We start from the raw sequence: 20,193 nt of genomic DNA on the forward strand, positions 1-20,193 counted from the left end.
CCTGATGAGCATGCCCGACAGCCGCACTCCCGACGTTCGCGCGGGTATCGCGGACTCGTGGGCCGTGGGTCTCGGGCTGATTCCGCTGGGACTCGCATTCGGGGTCGTACTCACCCAGGGCGGGTTCGAATGGTGGTGGGCGCCGATCTTCTCGACCGTCATCTACGCGGGGTCGATGGAGTTCCTCGCGATCGGTCTGATCGCGGCGGTCACTCCGCTCGCGTCGGTCGCGGCGGCGACGCTGCTCGTGAACTTCCGTCACGTCTTCTACGGGCTGTCGTTCCCGCTGCACCGGATCCGTAGCCGCCTCGGGCGCCTCTACGGCGTGTACGCGCTCACCGACGAGTCGTACGCGATCGTCGCACCGAAGGCACGCGAGTCGCTCTCGGGTACCCGGATCCTCACGGTGCAGGTGCTCTGCCAGGTGATGTGGGTGGTGTCGAGCACGGTCGGCGCGTTGATCGGGGCGGTGCTTCCCGAGGGGCTCTCCGGACTCGAATTCGCCCTCACGGCGCTGTTCGCAGTTCTCGCGATCGACGCCTTCCGTGCGGACCGTGACGTGCCGGCACCGGTGATCGCGCTGGTCTGTGGTCTCGTCGCACTGCTGGTGGCCGAGGAACAGATGCTCGTCGTCGGGCTCGGCCTGTTCGTGGTGTGCCTGTTCGTCCGGTTCGTCTACCGGAACAAGGTGGCCCGTGCCTGAATCGGTGCCCGGTATCGGATACGTCTTCGGTGTTCTGGGGGTGATGTTCGCCGTGACGTTCGCGCTGCGCGCGGCGCCGTTCCTCGCGCTGGCGACGCTGAAGAACTCGGCTTTCGTCGACTTCCTCGGTCGCACGATGCCCGCCGGGGTCATGGTGATCCTCGTGATGTACACGCTGCGGGATGTGGGGGAGTCGACCTGGCTGCCCGCGATCGTCGGTCTCGCGGGCACGATCGCGGTGCATCTGTGGCGCCGCAACGCCGCACTGAGCACCGTCGCCGGGACGGGCCTCTACCTCGTCGCGTCGGCGTTCTGGACCTGATCCGTCTCCGGGGTGCTCTTCTCGCGCTCGGCGACGACCTCGGAGGCGAGCCGGGGCCGGCGACTGCGCGCGGCGAACATCGCGGCGACGAAGACGGCGATCGCGGCGAGACACTGCGAGGTTCCCAGCACCTCGAGGAGCAGTTGCTCGACCCAGCCACCGGAGGATGCTTCACGCAGCAGATGGTTGGGCCCGACGAGGAAGACCACGGTGGCGGGGAGCAGTACCGGCCACCAGCGGCGGTAGGCCGGCGCGACCAGGAGCGGCACGAGGAACAGCGCGTACACCCAGTGATGGGTGACGGCGATGGGGGCGGCGAGCAGCGATGCCAGGCCCACGAGCGCGACGGCGACCACGGGTTCGTCGGCCCGCAGGAACCGGTAGGCGGCCCATGCCGTACCCGCGACGATCAGCGCGGCCCCGACCAGCCACAGCCCCTTGGCGACGCCGTCCGGGAAATCGAAGCGCGCGATCAAACCGGTCAAGGCCTGGTTGCGGAAGAAGCTGGGATCCCCGGCACGGTCGGTCGCGAAGAATTCGGTCGTCCAGAAGTAGACGGTCGAGTCGGGACGCAACCAGTATCCGAAGGCGACGGTGGCGACGAAGGCGCCGAATGCGCGGACCGCCGAGGGCAGGTCGCGGCGGAGGAGGAAGATCAGTCCGAAGGCTGCCGGTGTCACCTTGATCGCGGCGGCCAGAGCGATACCGACACCGCGGAAACGCTTCGGAATCACCCCGAGGAGATCGGCGACCACCAGGGCCATGAGAACGATGTTGATCTGCCCGAACGTGAAGTTCGACCGGAACGGCTCGAGCCACAGCACGGCGCCGAGGGAGGCCGCCGCGATCAGGCTCGGACGGGACATGTCGAGGCGCTGGTAGACGACCTTCAGCACCCACCACACGAGAGCGATGAGCCCGACGGTCCACACCACCTGCAGCGCGGTACTTCCCACGAGTGCCATGGGCGCGAACAGGAACGCCGCGAAGGGGGGATAGATGAACCGGAATCCGGAATGGCTGAAGAAGCCCTCGGTGTACAGGGGAGTGTGGTGCAGGAATGCCCACCCGGCGTCGCGGAAGACGTCGAGATCCATGAGGTACTCGTTCAGCGCGTCGCGCAGGTAACCGGCGACTGCCAGGGCCGAAACCGTCAGACCTATGGCGATCAGCAGGGATCGAACAGGTCGGGAACGGGCTTCGGACAACAGCACGGGCGCTACCTCCCGGTCGGAAACAGATGCCTGGCCACGTTACACAATCGTTGTCTTCGAGGTGGGACGTCGAGAACAGCTTCTCTGCAAGCGTTTTGACGAAGATTACCGTTTCGCCCGGTTGAGAGTGACATGAATCACGTTGCAGCACCTGTGTGGTCGTTGTCTCCCGAGGAGTATTCGGCTTTCTATCTCTAGAGCTAGAAAGCCGAATACTCTGATGCATTGCTACTCGGTGCTACTGATCTCGTTGGGCGTGCGGGGCAGGCCGGCCGAGCGGATCTCGCCCGAATCCACGTCCACGGCGTGCAGTGAGTTCGTGGCGGGGTCGGTGACGAACGCCGTTCCCTCGCGCACCTCGAGCGCCGGCCGGGGTGACTGCCACTCCTCGGGTTCGGTCCACGGATCGATCACCGCGATCCTCCGTGCGATCTCACCGGACTCGGGGTCTATGACGTGGAGGTTGCCGTCCGTGCCGAGAACGAGTGCTTCACCCCCGGGTCCGCGGCCGAGCGAGCGGAAGGTGTAGCTCGTGCCGAGGTCCACGAGGCGTATCGATGCCGTGCGGGTGTCGACGAGGGCCACACGTTCGGGGCGTTCGAGTTCGGCCTCGGGATCGGTCTTGTAATCGCCGAGTACGACGGGAGACTCCTCGGTTCCGGCCTGATTTCCGATCCGGCCGTACGGGTCGGGCGCCGATGCCTTCGTGAACGATCCGTCACGGAAGATCACCATGCCGTCTTCGCAACCGAAAGCGACGACGCCGTCGGCCGCGATCGTCTCACCGTGGACACCGGGGCACTCCTCGCTGCGAACGATCTCCGTACCGCTCTCGTCGAGAAGTGCTACACCCGTGCGCTTCTCGGAGTCTCCGAGAGTGACGAGCATCCCGCCGCCGGGCATCGGCACGGCCACGCCGTGATGTGCTTCGGGGAGTGTGAGGCCGTCGAGAGCGGGGAGGCCGGTCGCCGAGGCGAGGTCGGTCGGGTCGAATACCTCGATGCGTCCGGTGCCGTCGTCGAACAGCGCGGTGAGACCGCCGTGCGGCACCACGTGCCCCGGCTTCTCCGCCTCGAATGTCAGGTCTGTGAGGGTGGGTGCGCCGGAATAGTGATGGCCGTGGTCACCGTGGGTCTCCGACCAGCTGCCGGTGTCGAGAGCGCGGAAACCGCCCTCGGTGGAGATCAGCACGTGGCGTCCGTCCCCGGCGGGGGAGAGGCGGTTGAATCCATCGAGCTCGACATCACCGACGACGGTGAGGTCGTCTTCGTCGACGACGAGGATGCCCCCGTCGTAGGTGAGGGCGAGGCGGGGTTCGGCGGTCGATACCTCGGCGGCAGCGGTTGCGGGTGTGGTGGGCGTGGCCGACCCGGAGGGCACGGCCTCGGTCGTGCCCGCGCATGCGGTGGCGAGTGTTGCGGCGACTGCCGTGAGGGCGGCGCCGCCGTAGCGGGAGAGCGTTGTCATGGTCAAAGGAATAGCCTTTATCGAAAATGAATGTCAAAGTCTCCAATGCGCATATGTGCATGCCGCGCCGCCTACGACACGGCCTCGATGAACGCGGAGAAGAGTGCAGCGCTCGTTAGCATCGACGGATGGATCCGGTCCGCAACCCGTACGCCCCGGGCGCGGGACAGCGCCCGCCCGAACTCGCCGGTCGTGAGAAGCAACTCACCGCGTTCGACGTCGTCCTCGAACGCATCGCACGGGAGCGACCCGAACGCAGCGTCGTGCTCACGGGCCTCCGCGGTGTCGGAAAGACCGTACTTCTCAACCACCTGCGTTCCGCGGCCATCGCGAAGAGCTGGGGCACCGGAAAGATCGAGGCCCGCCCCGACCAGGGGCTCCGACGTCCGCTGTCGTCGGCGCTGCACATGGCGGTGCGGGAGATCGCTGCGGCACACCCGGATCCGGAATCGGTCGAGTACTTCCTCGGCGTGCTCAAATCCTTCGCGTTGCGGGCCACCGCCGACAAGGGCATGCGTGAACGCTGGCAACCCGGTATCGACGCTCCGGCCGTGAAGGGACGTGCGGACTCCGGGGACATCGAGATCGATCTCGTCGAGCTGCTCGTCGACGCCGCCGGACTCGCGCGCGATGTGGGTGTGGGTATCGCCCTGTTCGTCGACGAGATGCAGGATCTCGGAGCGGACGACGTCTCCGCGATCTGCGGGGCCTGTCACGAGCTGAGCCAGGACACGGCACCGCTGATCGTCGTCGGAGCCGGCCTGCCGCATCTGCCCGCCGTGCTCTCGGCGTCGAAGTCCTACTCCGAGCGGTTGTTCACCTACCACCGCATCGACCGGCTCGATCGCGCGGCGGCGGACCATGCCCTCATCGCGCCCGCCGAACGAGAAGGCGTCGAATTCACGCAGCAGGCGCTCGACCTGCTGTACGAAACTGCCGACGGTTACCCGTATTTCGTGCAGGCCTACGGCAAGGCGACATGGGATGTCGCGGCCGGCTCACCGATCACGGACGACGACGTGCGGGTTGCGGCGCCCACGGCCGAGGAAGAACTCGCCGTCGGCTTCTTCGGCTCACGATACGAACGCGCGACACCTGCGGAACGCGAGTACATGCGGGCGATGGCAGATCTGGCCGGTGACGACGGACCGGTCGCCACATCGAAGATCGCCGTGGAACTCGGCCGCAAACCGGCCTCGCTGTCGCCCGCGCGCGACGGGTTGATCAAGAAGGGATTGATCTACTCCGCCGAACGCGGGTTCATCGGATTCACGGTTCCTCATTTCGGGCGTTATCTGCGCGCCCAGAACGATTGACCGGTCGATCTGCGCCGCGACCAACGGCCGAGGGTCAGCCGACCCACTCGACGGTGTCGTCCAGCGACGCCCGGTCGGTACGGCACGTATTGGCCGGATGCGCCTCGTCGGCATAGCCGAACGAGATGGCGCAGACGATGTCGCGATCGTCGCCGATGCTCAGTTCCTGCCGCAGTGCGGTGGACGTCATCGCGACCGCGGCCTGCGGGACGGCCGCGATGCCGAGTGATTCGGCAGCGAGCAGCAGAGTGGCGACGTAGCCGCCGCAATCGACGGCTCCGTACACGCCGAGCGCCTTGTCGGTGGTGACGATCGCGACGTGCGGTGCGCCGAAGAAACGGTAGTTCTCGAGCATCTGCTCGGTGCGGCGCTGATAGTCGTCGCGGGCGATTCCCACGGCGTTGTACAGGGCGTAGCCCGCGCTGCGTCGCCGCTCGGCATAGGCGCCACGGTATTCGGCCGGGCCCGGGATGTCGGGGTCCATGTTCCCCGAGGTCGCCTGAGCGTAGACGGCGTCACGCAGGCGGTCGACGGCCGCGCCGCTGACGAGGTGGACCTGCCACGGTTGCGAATTGCACCAGGAGGCCGTGCGCTGGGCCATGCGCAGCATGCGTTCGATGTCGTCGCGCGGAACCTGCTTCGTCAGGAACGCACGGCAGCTGAAACGGGTGTCGAGGAGGGACGACAGCGTGTCGGCGGCGGAAGTCATGGCACCCACGATGGCACAGCTCTTCATCTAACGTTCGTTCAGCCCGCAGCGTGGTGGCGACAGCCCATTATTCGTTTTTCTAGGGTTCATCCGAGAAAGCAGTAGAGAAGGTCAGACGATGTCCTCCTCGTCACCCGCGGCGACGCGCCGCAACCCGCGGTACGCGTCGGTCGGTGTGCGCTTCCCGGTCACCACCCCGGCGACCTCGGCTGCGATCGGTAGTTCCACGTCGTGTTCGTCGGCGAGTTCCATGACCGTCGGTGCGGTCCGCACCCCCTCGGCGACCTGTCCCAGAGCTTCCACGGCTTCGTCGATGCTGAGCCCACGGGCCAGTGCCTCCCCGATCCTGCGGTTCCGGGACGACGGGCTCATGCACGTGGCGATGAGATCACCCATGCCCGTGAGGCCGGCGAAGGTCCGGGGGTTCGCGCCCATGGCCTCGCCGAGGCGGGTCATCTCCGCAAGGCCGCGTGAGAGGACCATCGCCCGGGTGTTGTCGCCGACACCGAGCCCTTCGGCCATTCCGGCGGCGATCGCCACGATGTTCTTGAGAATGCCACCCAGCTCGCATCCGAGCACGTCGGTGTTGCGATAGACCCGGAACAGCGACGTGGCGAACAGCGGCTGCAGTGCGGCGGCGACTGCGTCGTCCTGCATCGCGATCACCGCCGCGGCAGCCATCCCGTCGGCGATCTCCCCGGCGATGTTCGGCCCGGCCAGCAAGCCGACGGGATGCCCCGGAAAGCACTCGGCGATCACCTCGGTCGGGCGTAGCCGAGTACCCGGCTCGAGACCCTTGACGAGGGAGACGACCGGCACCCACGCGCGCACCTCGTTCGTGATCTGTTCGAGTGTCTTGCGCATCGCATGCGACGGGACGCCGACCACCAGCACATCGGCCTCGCGCGCGGCCTCGACGAGATCGGCGGTCGCGCGCAGGCCGGGAGGAAGGGGGCGCTCTCCGAGATAACGGCGATTGCGGTGTTCCGTGTCGATCTCCCGGGCGGTGTCCTCGCTCCGGGCCCACAACGTCGTCGGGGTGTTGCGCGCGGACAGCGACGCGAGCGTGGTTCCCCACGATCCCGCTCCGAGAACAACGACGCGAACCGCACGAGCCATCGGTGACCTTTCGTCCGTAGAGACCAGCTGTGCACAAGGTTGTCAGCTTTCCGTGTCCGACACGTCGTGTTTGTGCCCTCGTAATCCTCGCGCCCCTATCTCGCTGTGGACATCCACGAGAACGCGATCGTGACGCCGCTTCGTGGCACCATCGGTACGTGCCCGGTAGACCCGTCACCGATCAGCGTCTGCGTGATCTCGCCCTCCTGCGTCGCGTGCGCGACCGGATCGATCGCGAGTACGCGCAACCTCTCGACGTCGAGGCCCTCGCTCGGGGCGTGAACATGTCGGCCGGGCATCTGAGCCGCCAGTTCCGCATCGCCTACGGCGAGTCGCCCTATGCGTATCTCATGACACGCCGTATCGAGCGGGCCATGACCCTGCTGCGGCGTGGCGATCTCACCGTCACCGAGGTGTGTTTCGAAGTGGGGTGCTCGTCGCTCGGCACCTTCAGCACCCGTTTCACCGAGCTCGTCGGGGTACCGCCGAGCGTGTACCGCAGGCAGGCATCGGGAACAGTGGAGGGGATCCCGTCGTGCGTGGCGAAGAACGTCACCAGACCGATCAGGAATCGAGAAGCGCGGACGGCCCCACCGGTCCTACCGTGATCGGCATGGACATCACCATTCAATCGACATTCCTTCCGCACACCGACCCCGAGGCCTCCCTCGCGTTCTATCGCGACACGCTCGGCTTCGACGTTCTCAACGATGTCGGCTACGGCGGCAAGCGGTGGATCACCGTCGGCCGCACCGACACTCCCGGTACGTCACTGGTTCTGTACCCACCGGACGCCGACCCCGGCATCACCGAGGACGAAAGCGCGACCATCGCCGAAATGATGGCCAAGGGCACCTTCGCGTCGATCATTCTCGCGACGAAGGATCTCGACGCGACCTTCGAACAGCTGCAGGCCGGCGACACCGAAGTCGTGCAGGAACCCACCGACCAGCCGTACGGTATCCGCGACTGCGCTCTCCGCGATCCCGCCGGAAACATGGTCCGGATCCAGGAGTTGCGCTGACCCGGTCGCAGGGGGCGCTCCACGAAGTGATCCGGCCTACCCTCCGAGGACCGCTCCGGTCCGCCCCCTCTACCTCCGGGAGTTCCGCATGACCTCGACGAAGGACGCACCGTCCCACGAAGTGCACGCCGCCGACACCCACGCTGCGATCCGCGTGCACGGCGCGCGGGTGAACAATCTCCGTGACATCAGCGTGGAGATCCCGAAGCGGCGTCTGACCGTCTTCACCGGTGTGTCCGGTTCGGGGAAGAGTTCCCTGGTGTTCAGCACCATCGCCGCGGAATCCCAGCGTTTGATCAACGAGACGTACAGCGCGTTCGTGCAGGGATTCATGCCCACCCTGGCCCGCCCGGACGTCGACGTGCTCGACGGCATCACCGCGGCGATCATCGTCGGGCAGGAGCGGATGGGATCGAATCCACGCTCGACGGTGGGGACCGCCACCGACGCCAATGCGATGCTGCGCATCCTGTTCAGCCGGGTCGCACAGCCGCATATCGGCCCGCCCAACGCGTACTCGTTCAACGTGCCGTCGGTGCGGGCGAGCGGTGCGGTCACGGTGGACAAGGGTAGAGGGAAGACGCAGGCGGAAAAGGTCACCTTCAACCGGCTCGGCGGCATGTGTTCCCGGTGCGAGGGCAAGGGCTCGGTCTCCGATTTCGACCTGGCGGTGCTCTACGACGACGGCTTGTCGCTCAACGAGGGCGCCCTGAAGATCCCCGGTTACAGCATGGAGGGGTGGTACGGCCGGATCTACCGCGGGTGCGGCTTCTTCGATCCGGACAAGCCGATCGCGAAGTTCACCAAGCGGCAGCTCCACGACCTGCTCTACAAGGAACCCACCAAGGTCAAGGTCGACGGCGTCAACGTCACCTTCGAAGGTCTCATCCCCAAGATCGAGAAATCGTTCCTGTCCAAGGATCTCGACGCCATGCAACCCCACATCCGCGCATTCGTCGAGAAGGCCGTGGTCTTCTCGACGTGCCCCGAGTGCGACGGCACGCGCCTGGCCCCCGAAGCCCGGTCGTCGAAGATCGACGGCAAGAGCATCGCCGACGTGTGTGCCATGCAGATCAGCGATCTCGCCGGATGGGTGCGCGGACTGGATCTTCCGCAGGTCGCTCCGTTGCTCGCCGGACTCCGGCATCTGCTCGAGTCCTTCACCGAGATCGGGCTCGGTTATCTGTCGCTCGATCGACCCACCGGAACTCTGTCGGGTGGAGAATCGCAGCGCACCAAAATGATTCGTCATCTCGGTTCGTCTCTGACCGATGTCACCTATGTCTTCGACGAACCGACGATCGGTCTGCATCCGCACGACATCGCCCGCATGAACAACCTGCTGTTGCAGTTGCGCGACAAGGGCAACACCGTGCTGGTCGTCGAGCACAAACCGGAGGCTATCGAGATCGCCGACCACGTCGTCGATCTGGGTCCGCGCGCCGGCACCGAGGGAGGGCAGGTCGTCTTCGAGGGCACGGTCGACGAACTGCGGAATGCCGACACCCTCACCGGCAGGCATCTCGACGACCGGGCCTCGCTGAAGTCCGAGGTGCGTACCCCCGCCGGTGCGCTCGAGATCCGCGGTGCCGACACCCACAATCTGCAGTGCGTCGACGTCGACATCCCGCTCGGTGTGCTCGTCGTGGTGACCGGTGTGGCGGGCTCGGGAAAGAGTTCACTGATCGACGGTTCGGTGGCCGGCCGGGACGGGGTGGTGTCGATCGACCAGAGTCCGATCAAGGGTTCGCGGCGGAGCAATCCCGCGACCTACACGGGTCTGCTCGAACCCGTTCGCAAGGCGTTCGCGAAGGCCAACGGCGTCAAACCGGCGCTGTTCAGTTCCAATTCCGAGGGTGCCTGCCCCACCTGCAACGGTGCCGGAGTGGTCTACACGGACCTCGGTGTGATGGCCACCGTCGAATCGGTCTGTGAGGACTGCGAGGGCCGGCGCTTCCAGGCCGCGGTGCTCGAGTACACGCTGGCGGACCGGAACATCGCCGACGTGCTCGGAATGTCCGTCGCGCAGGCCCAGGAGTTCTTCACCGACGGCGAGGCGCGTACACCGGCCGCGTCGAAGATCCTGGAGCGCCTGGCCGACGTGGGCCTCGGATATCTGCGGCTCGGGCAACCTCTCACCACCCTGTCCGGCGGCGAGCGGCAGCGCCTCAAACTGGCGACGGCGATGGCCGAGAAGGGTGAGATCTACATCCTCGACGAGCCCACCACCGGTCTGCATCTCGCCGACGTCGAACAGTTGCTCGGTCTGCTCGACCGACTCGTCGACTCCGGGAAGTCGGTGATCGTCATCGAGCATCATCAGGCCGTCATGGCGCACGCCGACCGGATCGTCGATCTCGGTCCCGGTGCGGGTCACGACGGGGGCCGGATCGTCTTCGAGGGCACACCCGCCGAACTCGTGGAGAAACGATCCACTCTCACCGGCGAACACCTCGCCGCGTACGTCGGGGCCGGTGTCAGCGGCTGAAATCCGGCCGCTCCATCAGCCACGACACCGTCACGCCCGCCACGAGTCCCCAGAACGCCGCCCCGATGTTCCAGAGGGTGAGGTTCGAGGCGGTGACGACGAACGCGACGAGCGCGCCCATCGTGTGCTTGTGCGCGAATCCGGCGACGAACGCGCCCTGCAGGGCCTTGAGCATCGCCAGGCCGCCGAGAGTCGCGACGAACGAGGCGGGTGCCGCGATCATCCACCGGACGAACAGGGGCGCGAACGAACCGAAGACGATCGCCAGAGTGCCGCACGTGACCGCCGCAGTGTACTGACGCGCGCGTTCCCCGGACGCGACGAGCAGGGCATTGGTCGGCCCGGTGAGACAGGTGGACACCGCACCGACACACGCGGCGGGGAAGGACCACAGACCGCACGCGACCGCGGAGACGTTGACGGGCGGGTTGTGGCCCGCCGAACGCAGTACCGCGATGCCCTGGCCGTTCTGCACGACCAGCACGGTGATGGCGAGTGGCACGACGAGTTCGAGGATTGCCGGCCAGGTGAACTGCGGGGCGGTGAAGACCGGCGCGGCGAACACCGCGCTGTCGGTGCCCGACGGCGAGAACCGGCCCGACAGCGCGACCGCGCCCACCCCGGCGAGGAGTGCTCCGAGGATCGGCGGCATCCACTTGGCCAGTACTGCGACGGAGCTCAGCAGAAGGAAGACGATCACCATCGGCGCGGCGATGCCGACATCGGAACCGAGCGCCGTGACGAGGTCGATGCCGAACTTCAGGAACACACCCGCGACCATCGCCATGACGATCGGCATCGGTAGTGCCTCCATCACCCGGCGCACCAGACCCGATGCCCCCAGTGCCGTGACCAGCGCAGCGGTGACGAAGAATGCCCCGACGACCTCCGCCCAGCTCAGATGGGTCAGCGATCCGCCGACGAGCACCGTGCCGGGGATCGTCCAGAAGAACCCGAGGGGTTGCCGGTAGACGACGCTCATCACGATCGTGAGCAACCCGTTGAGCACGAACACACCGAAGATCCACGATGCCAGTTGCTGTGCGCTCAGCCCACCGGCGGCGCCGGCCGCGAGGATCACCGCGACCGGACCGGTACACGAGAAGACGAGACCGATCAGACCGTTCGCGGCGTATCGCGGCCCCAGGTCGCGCAGCACATCGCGCGGTCCGGCGACGGGCCGCACCGGCCTCTCGAACAGATCTGCCTCGGCGGCGGGACGATCCCCCACGGCGGTCATCGTTCGTCAACCTCGATTCTGTTGCCGGAACTTCGCGGCGAGCTCGCTGCGCGAGCGGATGCCGAATTTCGAGTACACGCGGGTCAGGTGGTACTGCACCGTCTTGACGGACAGGAACAGTTCACCGGCGACCTCCTTGTTGGTATGGCCCGCCGCGACGAGTGTGGCCACCGCACGTTCCTGCGGAGTGAGCGTCGAGGCCGTACGGTCGTTGCCGGTGTCGTCGTCTCCGGCACGGAGTCCGCCGGCTTTGAGTTCCCGGTCGCACCGTTCGACGTACGAGGTAGCACCGAGCGACGAATACAGTTCGCGCGCAGTGCGTATCACCGCATCGGCGTCACGCCGGCGTCCTGCGCGGCGCAAGGTCTGACCGTAGGCGAAATTGATACGCGCACGGTCGTAGGGCAGCGGCAGCGTGTCGATATCGTCGAGTGCCTTCTCGAAGGCATCGCCGGCGGCGTCGAGGTCGCCCCGTGCGCCGTGGATACGGCCGCGGACACAACCGAGGCGTGCCCCGGCGGATCGGTGACCGCGTGCTGCAGCGAGTTCCTCGTGCGGACGGAGAAATTCGTCGGCATCGTCGACCCGCCCGGTGAGCACGAGAGCGTTGCCGTACAGATCCGGCCACGGCCAGTGTCCGGGCTCGTCGATCGCACCCCGATCACGCATGGTGACGATCGGCTGCAGGTAGCGCAGCACGCTCGTGTAGTCCGATGCGACGTCGGCGCACTGTGCCAGACACAGGCAGGCCGGTACGAGCATCAGCGAATAGTCGTTGTTCCCGGCGCGAGCCCGATGCGCGTGCTCGCGCGCTGCGTCCCAGTTCCCGCGCAGTGCGTGGACCTGGGCTCCGGTCCAGTGGACGAGAGGCCGCAGCAGGTCGAGTTGCGTCGTCTCGAGTTGTGCCGCAGCGCGATCCACGGTCAGGAGGGCATCCGACCACGCACCGAGTGCGAACTGCGTTCGTGCGAGCCACGCCTGCGCCCAGAGAGAGATGCGCAGCGATCCTCCCCGATAGGCGGTCGGTTCTGCCGCCTCGAGTTCGGCTCGCGCGAGATCGGGGCGGTCGCAGGTCAGCGCGAGCCATCCTTCGGCCATGCGGATGCGCTGACCCTGCGCGCCGAGCCTGATGTTGTCGGACAGTGCGGCGTACGACTCCATCGCCTCGTCGATACGACCGGTCATCGCCAGTCCGAGTCCGCGGATGGCCTGTGATTCGACGACGGGGGGAGCGGTGTCCGGAAGAGAACCCGACGCCCGGTCGGCCCACAGGACGAGGTCGTCCCCGCGCAGGCGGGCCAGCGAATGCAGCACCAGGCGTTGCGAAACGGTTGCAGCGAGTTCGGGTTCGGTGCCCGGGTCGTCGATCATCGACCAGGCCTCGGTGAGCAGGCGGTGGGCTTCGGCTGCTCGTCCCTTCTGGAGCGCGAGGTATCCCAGCACCGCGTTGCGCACCGGCCCGCTGGGCACACTCTCGATTTCCGGTACGAATGCCTGGGCCTGAGGCAGATCCGCAGCGCCCGTCAGTGCATCGACCCCGCGGATCATCCTGAGCGACCGTGCATCCCGGTCGAGGGTGATGCGGCTCGCGGTGATCAATGCCTCGGCTGCCTGTGACCATGCGCCGTCGGCGGCGCAGCGGCGGGCATAGGAGTCGAGACGGGCAGCGAGTTCTTCGTTCCCGGTGGGAGTCGCGGAGACGAGATGGAACAGTGCGGCGCCCTCGTCGTCGACGAGTGACGCGGCCCGCGCGTGGAGGCTGTGCCAGCGTGCCGGGCCGATCAGATCGGCGACGGCGGCACCGGTCATCGGATCCGGGAACGACAGCGACACCACGCCGCGTTGTTCCCGGACCGTGAGAAGTCCGAGTCGATGGGCTTCGTCGAGCGGTGCGGTGGGGTCACCGAGTTCGGCGAGTTCGGCGACGAGCGGCAGCGTTTCGGCCGAATCCCGCACGGCGGCGGTGGTCAGCGCGGCCACGGCTTCGACGAGCGCCCGGGTGTCCGGCGAGCATCGGGACAGGATGCGGCCCACTCGTGCGGCGTGCTGCTTCGTCGCGGGGAAGCGTGCCTGCCACCGATACCATTCGGCGCGCGGGATCTCGTCGAGGAGTTGCAGGGCCGAACGGGGATTGCCGAGGGTGTGTTCCTGCAACCGGCGCGCGGTCCACGCCGACAAGCCGACACCGGTGCGGCCCAGGGCGAGTTGCGTGATGTCGGTCGGTGTCAGGGGACCGAGGCGAACGGTGTCCATGCGGTGGCTGCCCGCGAGAAGTTCCACCGTCGCCTGGTCCACGTCGTCGGGAAGGACGTCCGGCACGATCCAGACCATGAGAAGAGGCCGCCCCTGCGCCCGCCGAATCGAGGACGAGAGTGCCTGCAGCGACTCGATATCCGCGTAGTGCGCATCGTCGACGGCGACGAGGGCGGCCGTCCCGGCGAGGCGGTCGAGGAAGATGTGCGCCGCGTCCACCGGTTCGTCCGCCGAGACGGATTCGCCGAGAAGCTGTTCGAGCACGGACCAGGGGCGGCCGGCCTCCCACCGGGCACCGGAGGCGATGTGCACGGTCAGGTCGTCGTGGCCGGCGGCGAAGTGTGTCACCAGGGAGGATTTTCCGATCCCGGCCGCGCCCTCGACGAGGGCGAGCACGGGATTTCCTGTTCGCGCCTCGTCGAGAAGGCGTGTCAGGTGCAGTAACTCCGAGTTCCGGCCGATCAGCACAGTAGTGTCCGTCACGCGTCCACGGTAGTCGGCGAGGGTGCTCCGGAACTGCGGGTCGACGTGGCTTCGGTGACCGGACGGGGCACGAAGTAGGTGACCAGCCCGCCGGCGAGGGCGATTCCCGCGAAGATGTGGAAATTGATGTTGTTCGCGAGGCCCGCACCGATGAGCAGACCGCCGATGACCGGTCCGACGATGCCGCCGAGCCGGCCGAAGCCGGCACACCACGCGACACCTGCGCCGCGCGCAGGGGTGTCGTAGTAGTTGGACACGAAACCGTAGATGAGCACCTGTGTGCCGATCGTGCCGACACCGGCGACCGCCACCGCGGCGAGCAGTACCGGGAGCGGGAACCCGAGAGTGAGCAGCACCAGGGCCACCGCGGCGAGGAAGAAGGTGGTGACGATGACCGACCGAGGGCCGCGCCTGTCCGCGACCTTCGAGGCGAGCAGGCCTCCGAGGATGGCTCCGCCGTTGAGGACGAGCAGGAAGGCCAGGGACCCGTCGGCGTTGTACCCGGTGTCGGCCATGATCTTGGGAAGCCACGTGTTGAGGCCGTAGGTGAGAAGCAGACCTGCGAAGCTCATCATGCCGAGCAGTGAGGTGCCGAGCGCGTATCTGCGGGTGGCGAGTGCTGCGAATCCGATCTTCTCGGCCGGGGCGGCAGGCGCCGTCGACGGTAGCGGGAAGCCGAACTTCGTGCACACGGCCCGGGCTTCGTCGACGCGTCCTCGCGATTGCAGCCAGGCCGGCGATTCGGGGAGCTTGACCAGCGCCAGCGGAAGCAGGACGACGAGCGGCAGCGCGCCGATCAGGAACAGCCCCCGCCAGCCGATGGCGTCGCGCAGCAGAATGGCGAGCAGGGACGCCATGACACCGCCTGCCGGGACACCGCTGTAGACGATGGCGTTGAAGAGATTGCGCTTGCCGGGAGGAGCGAACTCGGCGACCACGGCACCGGCGGTGGCGACCAGACCGCCGACACCGATGCCGGTGAAGAAGCGGAGTGCGCCGAACGCCGTGATGCTCGTGGCGAAGGCAGCCGCGCCCATGCCGACCGAGAACCAGACGATGTTGAGCAGCATCATCTTCCGGCGGCCGACGCGGTCGCCGAAGGCGCCGGTCAGCAGCGCGCCGACCATGACCCCGATGAGGGCGTAGGAGCCGAGCGCACCGCCCTGCTGGGCGGAGATCTCACCGAGCTGGCTCGGATCGGCCATCAGAGTGGGAAGGACGGTGCCGTAGACGACGAGGTCGTAGCCGTCGAAGATGATCGCGACGGTGGCGAGGGCGACGATCCAGATGACACTGCGCTTGTGTTGCGGACTTGCCCAGGTCTGCGTGGCATCGGTCATGGGACACTCCGGTCTGTGAGGGGAGTCACTTCTGAACTCGGGTAGAAAAATGGCCTCACCGGTGGACGAGCGCCTCCGGTGAGGCCCGACGACGAGGATCAGCCCAGATCGCCTCCGGCGACGGGCAGGACTGTGCCGGTGATGTACGAGGCCTCCTCGGAAGCCAGAAAGCAGATCGCGGCGGCCTGTTCCTCGAGCGTGCCGTACCGCGCGAGCAGCGAGGAACCGACGGTTTGGTCCACGATCTGCTGGTACCAGATTTTCTCCTGCTCGGTCTGCGGGGACGGGCCACGAGCGATTCGCCGCTCCGGTGCGGCGGTGCCGCCCGGGGCAGTGGCCACCACGCGGATCCCGTAGGGCGCCAGTTCTAAGGCGAGCGATGCGGTGATCGCGTTGACGCCGCCCTTCGCTGCCGAATACGGGACGCGGTTGATGCCGCGCGTGGCAACCGACGAGACGTTCACGATCGTTCCGGCACGTCGCTCGATCAGGTACGGAGCCGCGGCACGACACGTCCACAGCGTGGGGAAGAGCGAGCGCCGGATCTCCTTCTCGATCTCCTCGGGCGCGTAATGCTCGTACGGCTTCGCCCAGATCGTTCCACCGACGACGTTGACGAGCACGTCGATGCGGCCGGTGGTTCCGATCGCGTACGAGACCGCCTCGTCCGCACCCTCGAAGGTCTCCAGATCCGCGGTCACCGAATGGGCCTTACCGCCGGAGTCGCGCAGTCTCCCGGCGACCTCGTGCACCAGTTCCGAGCGGTCGACGAGCACCACCTCGCCACCCTCGGCGGCGATCCGTGTCGCGACTTCGAGGCCGATGCCCTGCGCGGCCCCCGTGATCGTCAGGCACCGACCGCCGAACCGGCCGGGAAAGATCCTCGTACCGGTCATGCGGACACACCTGCCGTGACCGTGCCGGCGATCGCCCGGCGCATCGTCTCCTTGGCGTGGCGGGAGTGCGCGACGATCAGATCGCGCGCGGTGGCCTTGTCGCCCTTCTCGAATGCCTCGACCAGCTGGAGGTGCTCGTCGACGATATGCTCCTCGATCCACTGCGCGTCGCGCAGGACCTGCTTCATCAGCCGGGTGACCTCGAGCTTGTCGTAGGCCTCGAGCAGCACGGGGTTGGTGCAGCAGCGGAAGAGGAACTCGTGGAAGGCCGCGTTGGTGTCGGTGAACACCGCAGCGTCGGTGAAGTGATCACCTTCGACCGAGACACCGGACGCCTCGGCGAGGATCCGGAACTCGACGAGCTGCTCGGGGGTGAGCCGGCCGATGGTCAGTTCGACGACGCCGAGCTCGAGAGCCATGCGGGCATCGAACTGCTCGTCCGATTCGGCGACGGGCGGATGCTCTTCGCCGATCTCGTAGTTGCCGGGAGCCGGGTTCTCCAGCGCCACCGGGCGGCCGGTCTCCGCGGCAGCCTTCTCCGCAGCGGCCTTCTCTGCGTCCGTCGCCACCGGTGCGGTCGCTCCGCCCGGAGTCGCAGAGGTGTTGAACTTCTCGAAGTAGAAGTTCGCCGGATCGATATCGTTCTCGGACAGGTGGTTACGGACGGATTCCACCATGGGCGGGGGACCGCACAGGTAGATGTCGACATCCCCGTCGTTGAAGTGCGACGGCTCGAACAGACCTGTCACGTATCCGGTGTTGGGTGCGGACGACGACTCGTCGGCGACGCAGTAGTCGAACGTGAAGTTCGGCAGACGCTTCGTGTACTCCTCGAGCGTGTCGAGTTCGACGAGATCGTGGTCGAAGGTGACACCGTAGATCAGGTGCACCGGATGATCGGACCCGTCGGCCTCGATCTTCGACAGGATCGACAGCAGCGGCGCAAGGCCGGTGCCGCCGGCGAGCAACAGCGACGGGCGCTTGCGCTCGCGCAGGAAGAAGCTACCGAAGGGGCCGGTGAACTCGAGGGTGTCGCCGACCTGCGCGCGGTCGCGCAGGTACTCCGACATCAGACCACCTTCGGTGATCTTCACCAGGAAGCCCAGCGAGTTCTCGTGCGGGCCGGTGCTGAACGAGTACGAACGGGTCGTCGGCCTGCCGGTACCGTCGTCGCTGCCCGGTACGCCGATGTTGACGTACTGGCCGGGCAGGAACACCAGGTCGTCGCGGTTGCCGATCTCCACCGTGAACCCCACGACGCTCTCGGAGTAGCGGCGCAGATCGGTGATGGTCGCCGTGTACGTGACGGCCGCGGTCTTCGCGACCGCGGAGGTGCTCGCGATCTGCAGCACCAGGTCCGATTCCGGTGTCATCTGGCACGGAAGACAGTAGCCCTTCTCGGCCTCGTCGTCGGTGAGCGCATCCTCGATGTAGTCGCCGCCGTCGTAACTGCCCGATTCGCAGAATGCCTTGCAGGTTCCGCACGCACCGTCGCGGCAGTCGAGCGGGATGTTGATGCGAGCCTTGTACGAGGCGTCGGCGACGGTCTCGTTCGGCTTGACCTCGATGAAGCGGGTGACCCCGTCCTCGAAGCTCAATGCCACCTGATATGTCATGGCACGTGCCTCCTTTCGTGATCGGGGTCGAACTAGACGACGTAGACGTCGACGATGTGGTGGATGTAATCGTTCTTCAGCACGATCTTCTTCTTCTTGATGACCGGCTGCGCACCCGAGACGTCGAGCGTGAGGAAGGTCGTTCCGAAGTAGGTGTCGGTGGTGTTGTACCGGAAGTACAACGAGAACCAGTTGTGGCGCAGGTCGATCTCGGTGCCGCGACGCTCGAGGATCTCGACGTTGGTGATGTTGTGACCGGTGCGTGGTTCGGGCAGCGAGGTTGCCGACGATCGGTCGGTACGGATGCGGAACACGCGGTCTTCGAGGCCACCGCGGTTCGGGTAGTAGATCAGCGAGATCTCGGTCTGCGGGTTCTCCGTGAGCTCACCGTCGTCGTCCCAGGCCGGCATCCAGTATTCGGCGTCGGGGTGGTAGCAGTCGAGCCACTTCTCGAACTCGCGGTCGTCGAGCAGTCGTGCCTCTCGGTAGAGGAACTGTTCGATGTCGGTCTGCGTGAATTCGTGTACGGCAGTCATGATTCGACATTCCTCTCAGATCAGTGCGGACGAGCCGGACCGGGACTGTTCTGCCGCAGCGGGATCGGCTGCGGACTGTTCTGCCGCGACTGCATCGCGCATCGTCTCGAGCCAGTAACCGTGCTGGATGGGATACAGGCCTTCGTCCTCGGTCTTCACCCCGCTCGACAGCACCTTCGTCATACCGAGATCCTTCGCGACCTCGTCGGGCCCGTCGAGGACGTGGGTCGCGCCGCGGCTCATGTCGTTCCAGGGAGCGGCCGTGGCGAGATAGGTCTTCTGGCAGGAGCGGAACTCCTCGAGATCGTCCGGGGTGGCCATGCCGGTCGCGTTGAAGAAGTCCTCGTACTGGCGGATCCGATTGGCGCGGGCCTCGGGGCTCTCACCCTTGGGGGCGATGCAGTAGATCGTCACCTCGGTCTTGTCCACGGCGACCGGACGGAAGTGCCGGATCTGCGACGAGAACTGGTCCATGATGTAGACGTTCGGGTAGAGGCACAGGTTGCGCGACGCCCCGACCATGAATTCGGCTTTCTTCTCGCCGAATTCCTTCGCCAGCTCGTCCTTTCGCGGGTACAGCGGTCGATCTTCGGGGTTGCCCCACCACATCCACAGCAGCAGGTGACCGTGATCGAACGAGTAGTAGCCGCCGCCCTGCTTGCCCCAGGTACCGGCGTCCATCGCCTTGGTCTCGTTGGAGGACTCACCCGCCGTGCGGCGTGCGGTGGTCGCGGCGTAGTTCCAGTGGGTGGCCGAGACGTGGTAACCGTCGGCGCCGTTCTCCGCCTGCAGCTTCCAGTTGCCGTCGTAGGTGTAGGTGGACGAGCCGCGCAACACCTCCAGCCCCTCGGGGGATTGGTCGACGAGCATGTCGATCATCTTCGTGGTGTCGCCGAGATGCTCTTCGAGCGACTTGACGTCGGGTTCGAGGCTGCCGAACAGGAATCCGCGGTAGCTCTCGAAACGGGCGACCTTCCGCAGGTCGTGGCTGCCGTCGGTGTTGAACTGCTCGGGGTATCCGGCATCACGCGGATCCTTGACCTTCAACAGCTTTCCGTTGTTGCGGAACGTCCAGCCGTGGAAGGGACATGTGAAGGTCGCCCGATTGTCCGTCTTGCGACGGCACAGCATCGCACCGCGGTGACTGCACGCGTTGATCAGGCAGTGCAGCTCACCGTCCTTGTCGCGCGTGATGACGACGGGTTGCCGTCCGATGTGGGTCGTGAAGTAGTCGCCGGCATTCGGGAGCTGGCTCTCGTGCGCGAGATACACCCAGTTGCCCTCGAAGATGTACTTCATCTCGAGTTCGAAGATCTCTTCGTCGGTGAAGACGTCGCGGCGGATCTGGTACCGCCCGGTTGCCGGGTCTTCGACGAGAGCGCCGTCGAGTCGAGCGCGCACGTGCTCCGCGATGTCGGTCATGGGGGTCCTCCAGGTATCGGCGTCGTTCCGGGACGGACGGGCTGC

At 66.5% G+C, this 20,193-nt stretch carries 17 protein-coding genes; 6 read left to right on the top strand and 11 right to left on the bottom strand.

Annotated elements, in window-relative coordinates:
* Nucleotides 1-4: 4 nt before the first annotated feature.
* Both MOM01_RS02530 and MOM01_RS02535 read left to right on the top strand, forming a co-directional pair.
* Nucleotides 5-703, top strand: coding sequence for an AzlC family ABC transporter permease (locus tag MOM01_RS02530; RefSeq protein ID WP_241383802.1), 699 nt, complete (start codon nt 5-7; stop codon nt 701-703).
* Nucleotides 696-1,025 carry a branched-chain amino acid transporter permease gene (locus MOM01_RS02535; protein ID WP_241383803.1) on the top strand — a complete coding sequence of 110 codons (330 nt, stop codon included), beginning with the start codon at nt 696-698 and terminating at the stop codon, nt 1,023-1,025. Before MOM01_RS02530 ends, MOM01_RS02535 begins: the two co-directional genes overlap by 8 nt.
* Here the strand turns inward: MOM01_RS02535 and MOM01_RS02540 are convergent.
* Together MOM01_RS02540 and aztD are read right to left on the bottom strand one after the other, a co-directional pair.
* Nucleotides 995-2,239 carry a glycosyltransferase 87 family protein gene (locus tag MOM01_RS02540; RefSeq protein ID WP_241383804.1) on the bottom strand — a complete coding sequence of 415 codons (1,245 nt, stop codon included), beginning with the start codon at nt 2,237-2,239 and terminating at the stop codon, nt 995-997. The two genes, MOM01_RS02535 and MOM01_RS02540, sit on opposite strands and share 31 nt — an antisense overlap.
* Before the next feature lie 228 nt (nt 2,240-2,467).
* On the bottom strand, nt 2,468-3,706 hold the full coding sequence (aztD, locus tag MOM01_RS02545; protein WP_241383805.1) for a zinc metallochaperone AztD: 1,239 nt from the start codon (nt 3,704-3,706) through the stop codon (nt 2,468-2,470).
* Between the two features lie 128 nt (nt 3,707-3,834).
* On the opposite strand from aztD, the gene MOM01_RS02550 reads away from it, so the two are divergent.
* The gene (locus MOM01_RS02550; RefSeq protein ID WP_241383806.1) at nt 3,835-5,022 is read left to right on the top strand and encodes an ATP-binding protein; all 1,188 of its coding nucleotides are present in this window, start codon (nt 3,835-3,837) and stop codon (nt 5,020-5,022) included.
* 34 nt (nt 5,023-5,056) lie between these two features.
* On the opposite strand, the gene MOM01_RS02555 is transcribed toward MOM01_RS02550, so the two are convergent.
* Nucleotides 5,057-5,731, bottom strand: a complete 675-nt coding sequence (locus tag MOM01_RS02555) for a nitroreductase (RefSeq protein WP_241383807.1) — start codon at nt 5,729-5,731, stop codon at nt 5,057-5,059.
* 111 nt (nt 5,732-5,842) lie between these two features.
* Nucleotides 5,843-6,850, bottom strand: coding sequence for an NAD(P)H-dependent glycerol-3-phosphate dehydrogenase (locus tag MOM01_RS02560; protein WP_241383808.1), 1,008 nt, complete (start codon nt 6,848-6,850; stop codon nt 5,843-5,845).
* A 158-nt stretch (nt 6,851-7,008) separates the two neighbouring features.
* Between MOM01_RS02560 and MOM01_RS02565 the strand changes: the two genes are divergently transcribed.
* The 3 genes from MOM01_RS02565 to MOM01_RS02575 all read left to right on the top strand — a co-directional run bounded on the left by MOM01_RS02565 (nt 7,009) and on the right by MOM01_RS02575 (nt 10,362).
* Complete coding sequence (locus tag MOM01_RS02565; protein ID WP_241383809.1) at nt 7,009-7,458, top strand: helix-turn-helix transcriptional regulator; 450 nt, start codon at nt 7,009-7,011, stop codon at nt 7,456-7,458.
* A 5-nt stretch (nt 7,459-7,463) separates the two neighbouring features.
* Entirely contained in the window at nt 7,464-7,874 is a 411-nt protein-coding gene (locus MOM01_RS02570) for a VOC family protein (RefSeq protein ID WP_241383810.1), read from the top strand.
* 88 nt (nt 7,875-7,962) lie between these two features.
* Nucleotides 7,963-10,362, top strand: coding sequence for an ATP-binding cassette domain-containing protein (locus MOM01_RS02575; protein WP_241383811.1), 2,400 nt, complete (start codon nt 7,963-7,965; stop codon nt 10,360-10,362).
* Here MOM01_RS02575 and MOM01_RS02580 read toward each other — a convergent pair.
* The 7 genes from MOM01_RS02580 to benA form a co-directional block, all read right to left on the bottom strand.
* Nucleotides 10,352-11,602, bottom strand: a complete 1,251-nt coding sequence (locus MOM01_RS02580; protein WP_241383812.1) for a benzoate/H(+) symporter BenE family transporter — start codon at nt 11,600-11,602, stop codon at nt 10,352-10,354. The genes MOM01_RS02575 and MOM01_RS02580 overlap by 11 nt on opposite strands.
* Before the next feature lie 6 nt (nt 11,603-11,608).
* A complete protein-coding gene (locus MOM01_RS02585; protein WP_241383813.1) occupies nt 11,609-14,338 on the bottom strand; it encodes a helix-turn-helix transcriptional regulator in 2,730 nt (909 codons plus the stop codon).
* Nucleotides 14,335-15,678 carry an MFS transporter gene (locus MOM01_RS02590; RefSeq protein ID WP_241383814.1) on the bottom strand — a complete coding sequence of 448 codons (1,344 nt, stop codon included), beginning with the start codon at nt 15,676-15,678 and terminating at the stop codon, nt 14,335-14,337. Before MOM01_RS02590 ends, MOM01_RS02585 begins: the two co-directional genes overlap by 4 nt.
* Before the next feature lie 98 nt (nt 15,679-15,776).
* Nucleotides 15,777-16,574 carry a 1,6-dihydroxycyclohexa-2,4-diene-1-carboxylate dehydrogenase gene (locus MOM01_RS02595; protein ID WP_241383815.1) on the bottom strand — a complete coding sequence of 266 codons (798 nt, stop codon included), beginning with the start codon at nt 16,572-16,574 and terminating at the stop codon, nt 15,777-15,779.
* Complete coding sequence (gene benC / locus MOM01_RS02600; protein ID WP_241383816.1) at nt 16,571-18,190, bottom strand: benzoate 1,2-dioxygenase electron transfer component BenC; 1,620 nt, start codon at nt 18,188-18,190, stop codon at nt 16,571-16,573. Before benC ends, MOM01_RS02595 begins: the two co-directional genes overlap by 4 nt.
* A 32-nt stretch (nt 18,191-18,222) precedes the next feature.
* On the bottom strand, nt 18,223-18,726 hold the full coding sequence (benB, locus tag MOM01_RS02605) for a benzoate 1,2-dioxygenase small subunit (protein WP_241383817.1): 504 nt from the start codon (nt 18,724-18,726) through the stop codon (nt 18,223-18,225).
* 15 nt (nt 18,727-18,741) lie between these two features.
* A complete protein-coding gene (gene benA, locus MOM01_RS02610; protein WP_241383818.1) occupies nt 18,742-20,148 on the bottom strand; it encodes a benzoate 1,2-dioxygenase large subunit in 1,407 nt (468 codons plus the stop codon).
* Between the last annotated feature and the right edge of the window lie 45 nt (nt 20,149-20,193).

The sequence above is a fragment of the Rhodococcus sp. CH91 genome (assembly GCF_022554085.1).
GTDB lineage: Bacteria > Actinomycetota > Actinomycetes > Mycobacteriales > Mycobacteriaceae > Rhodococcus.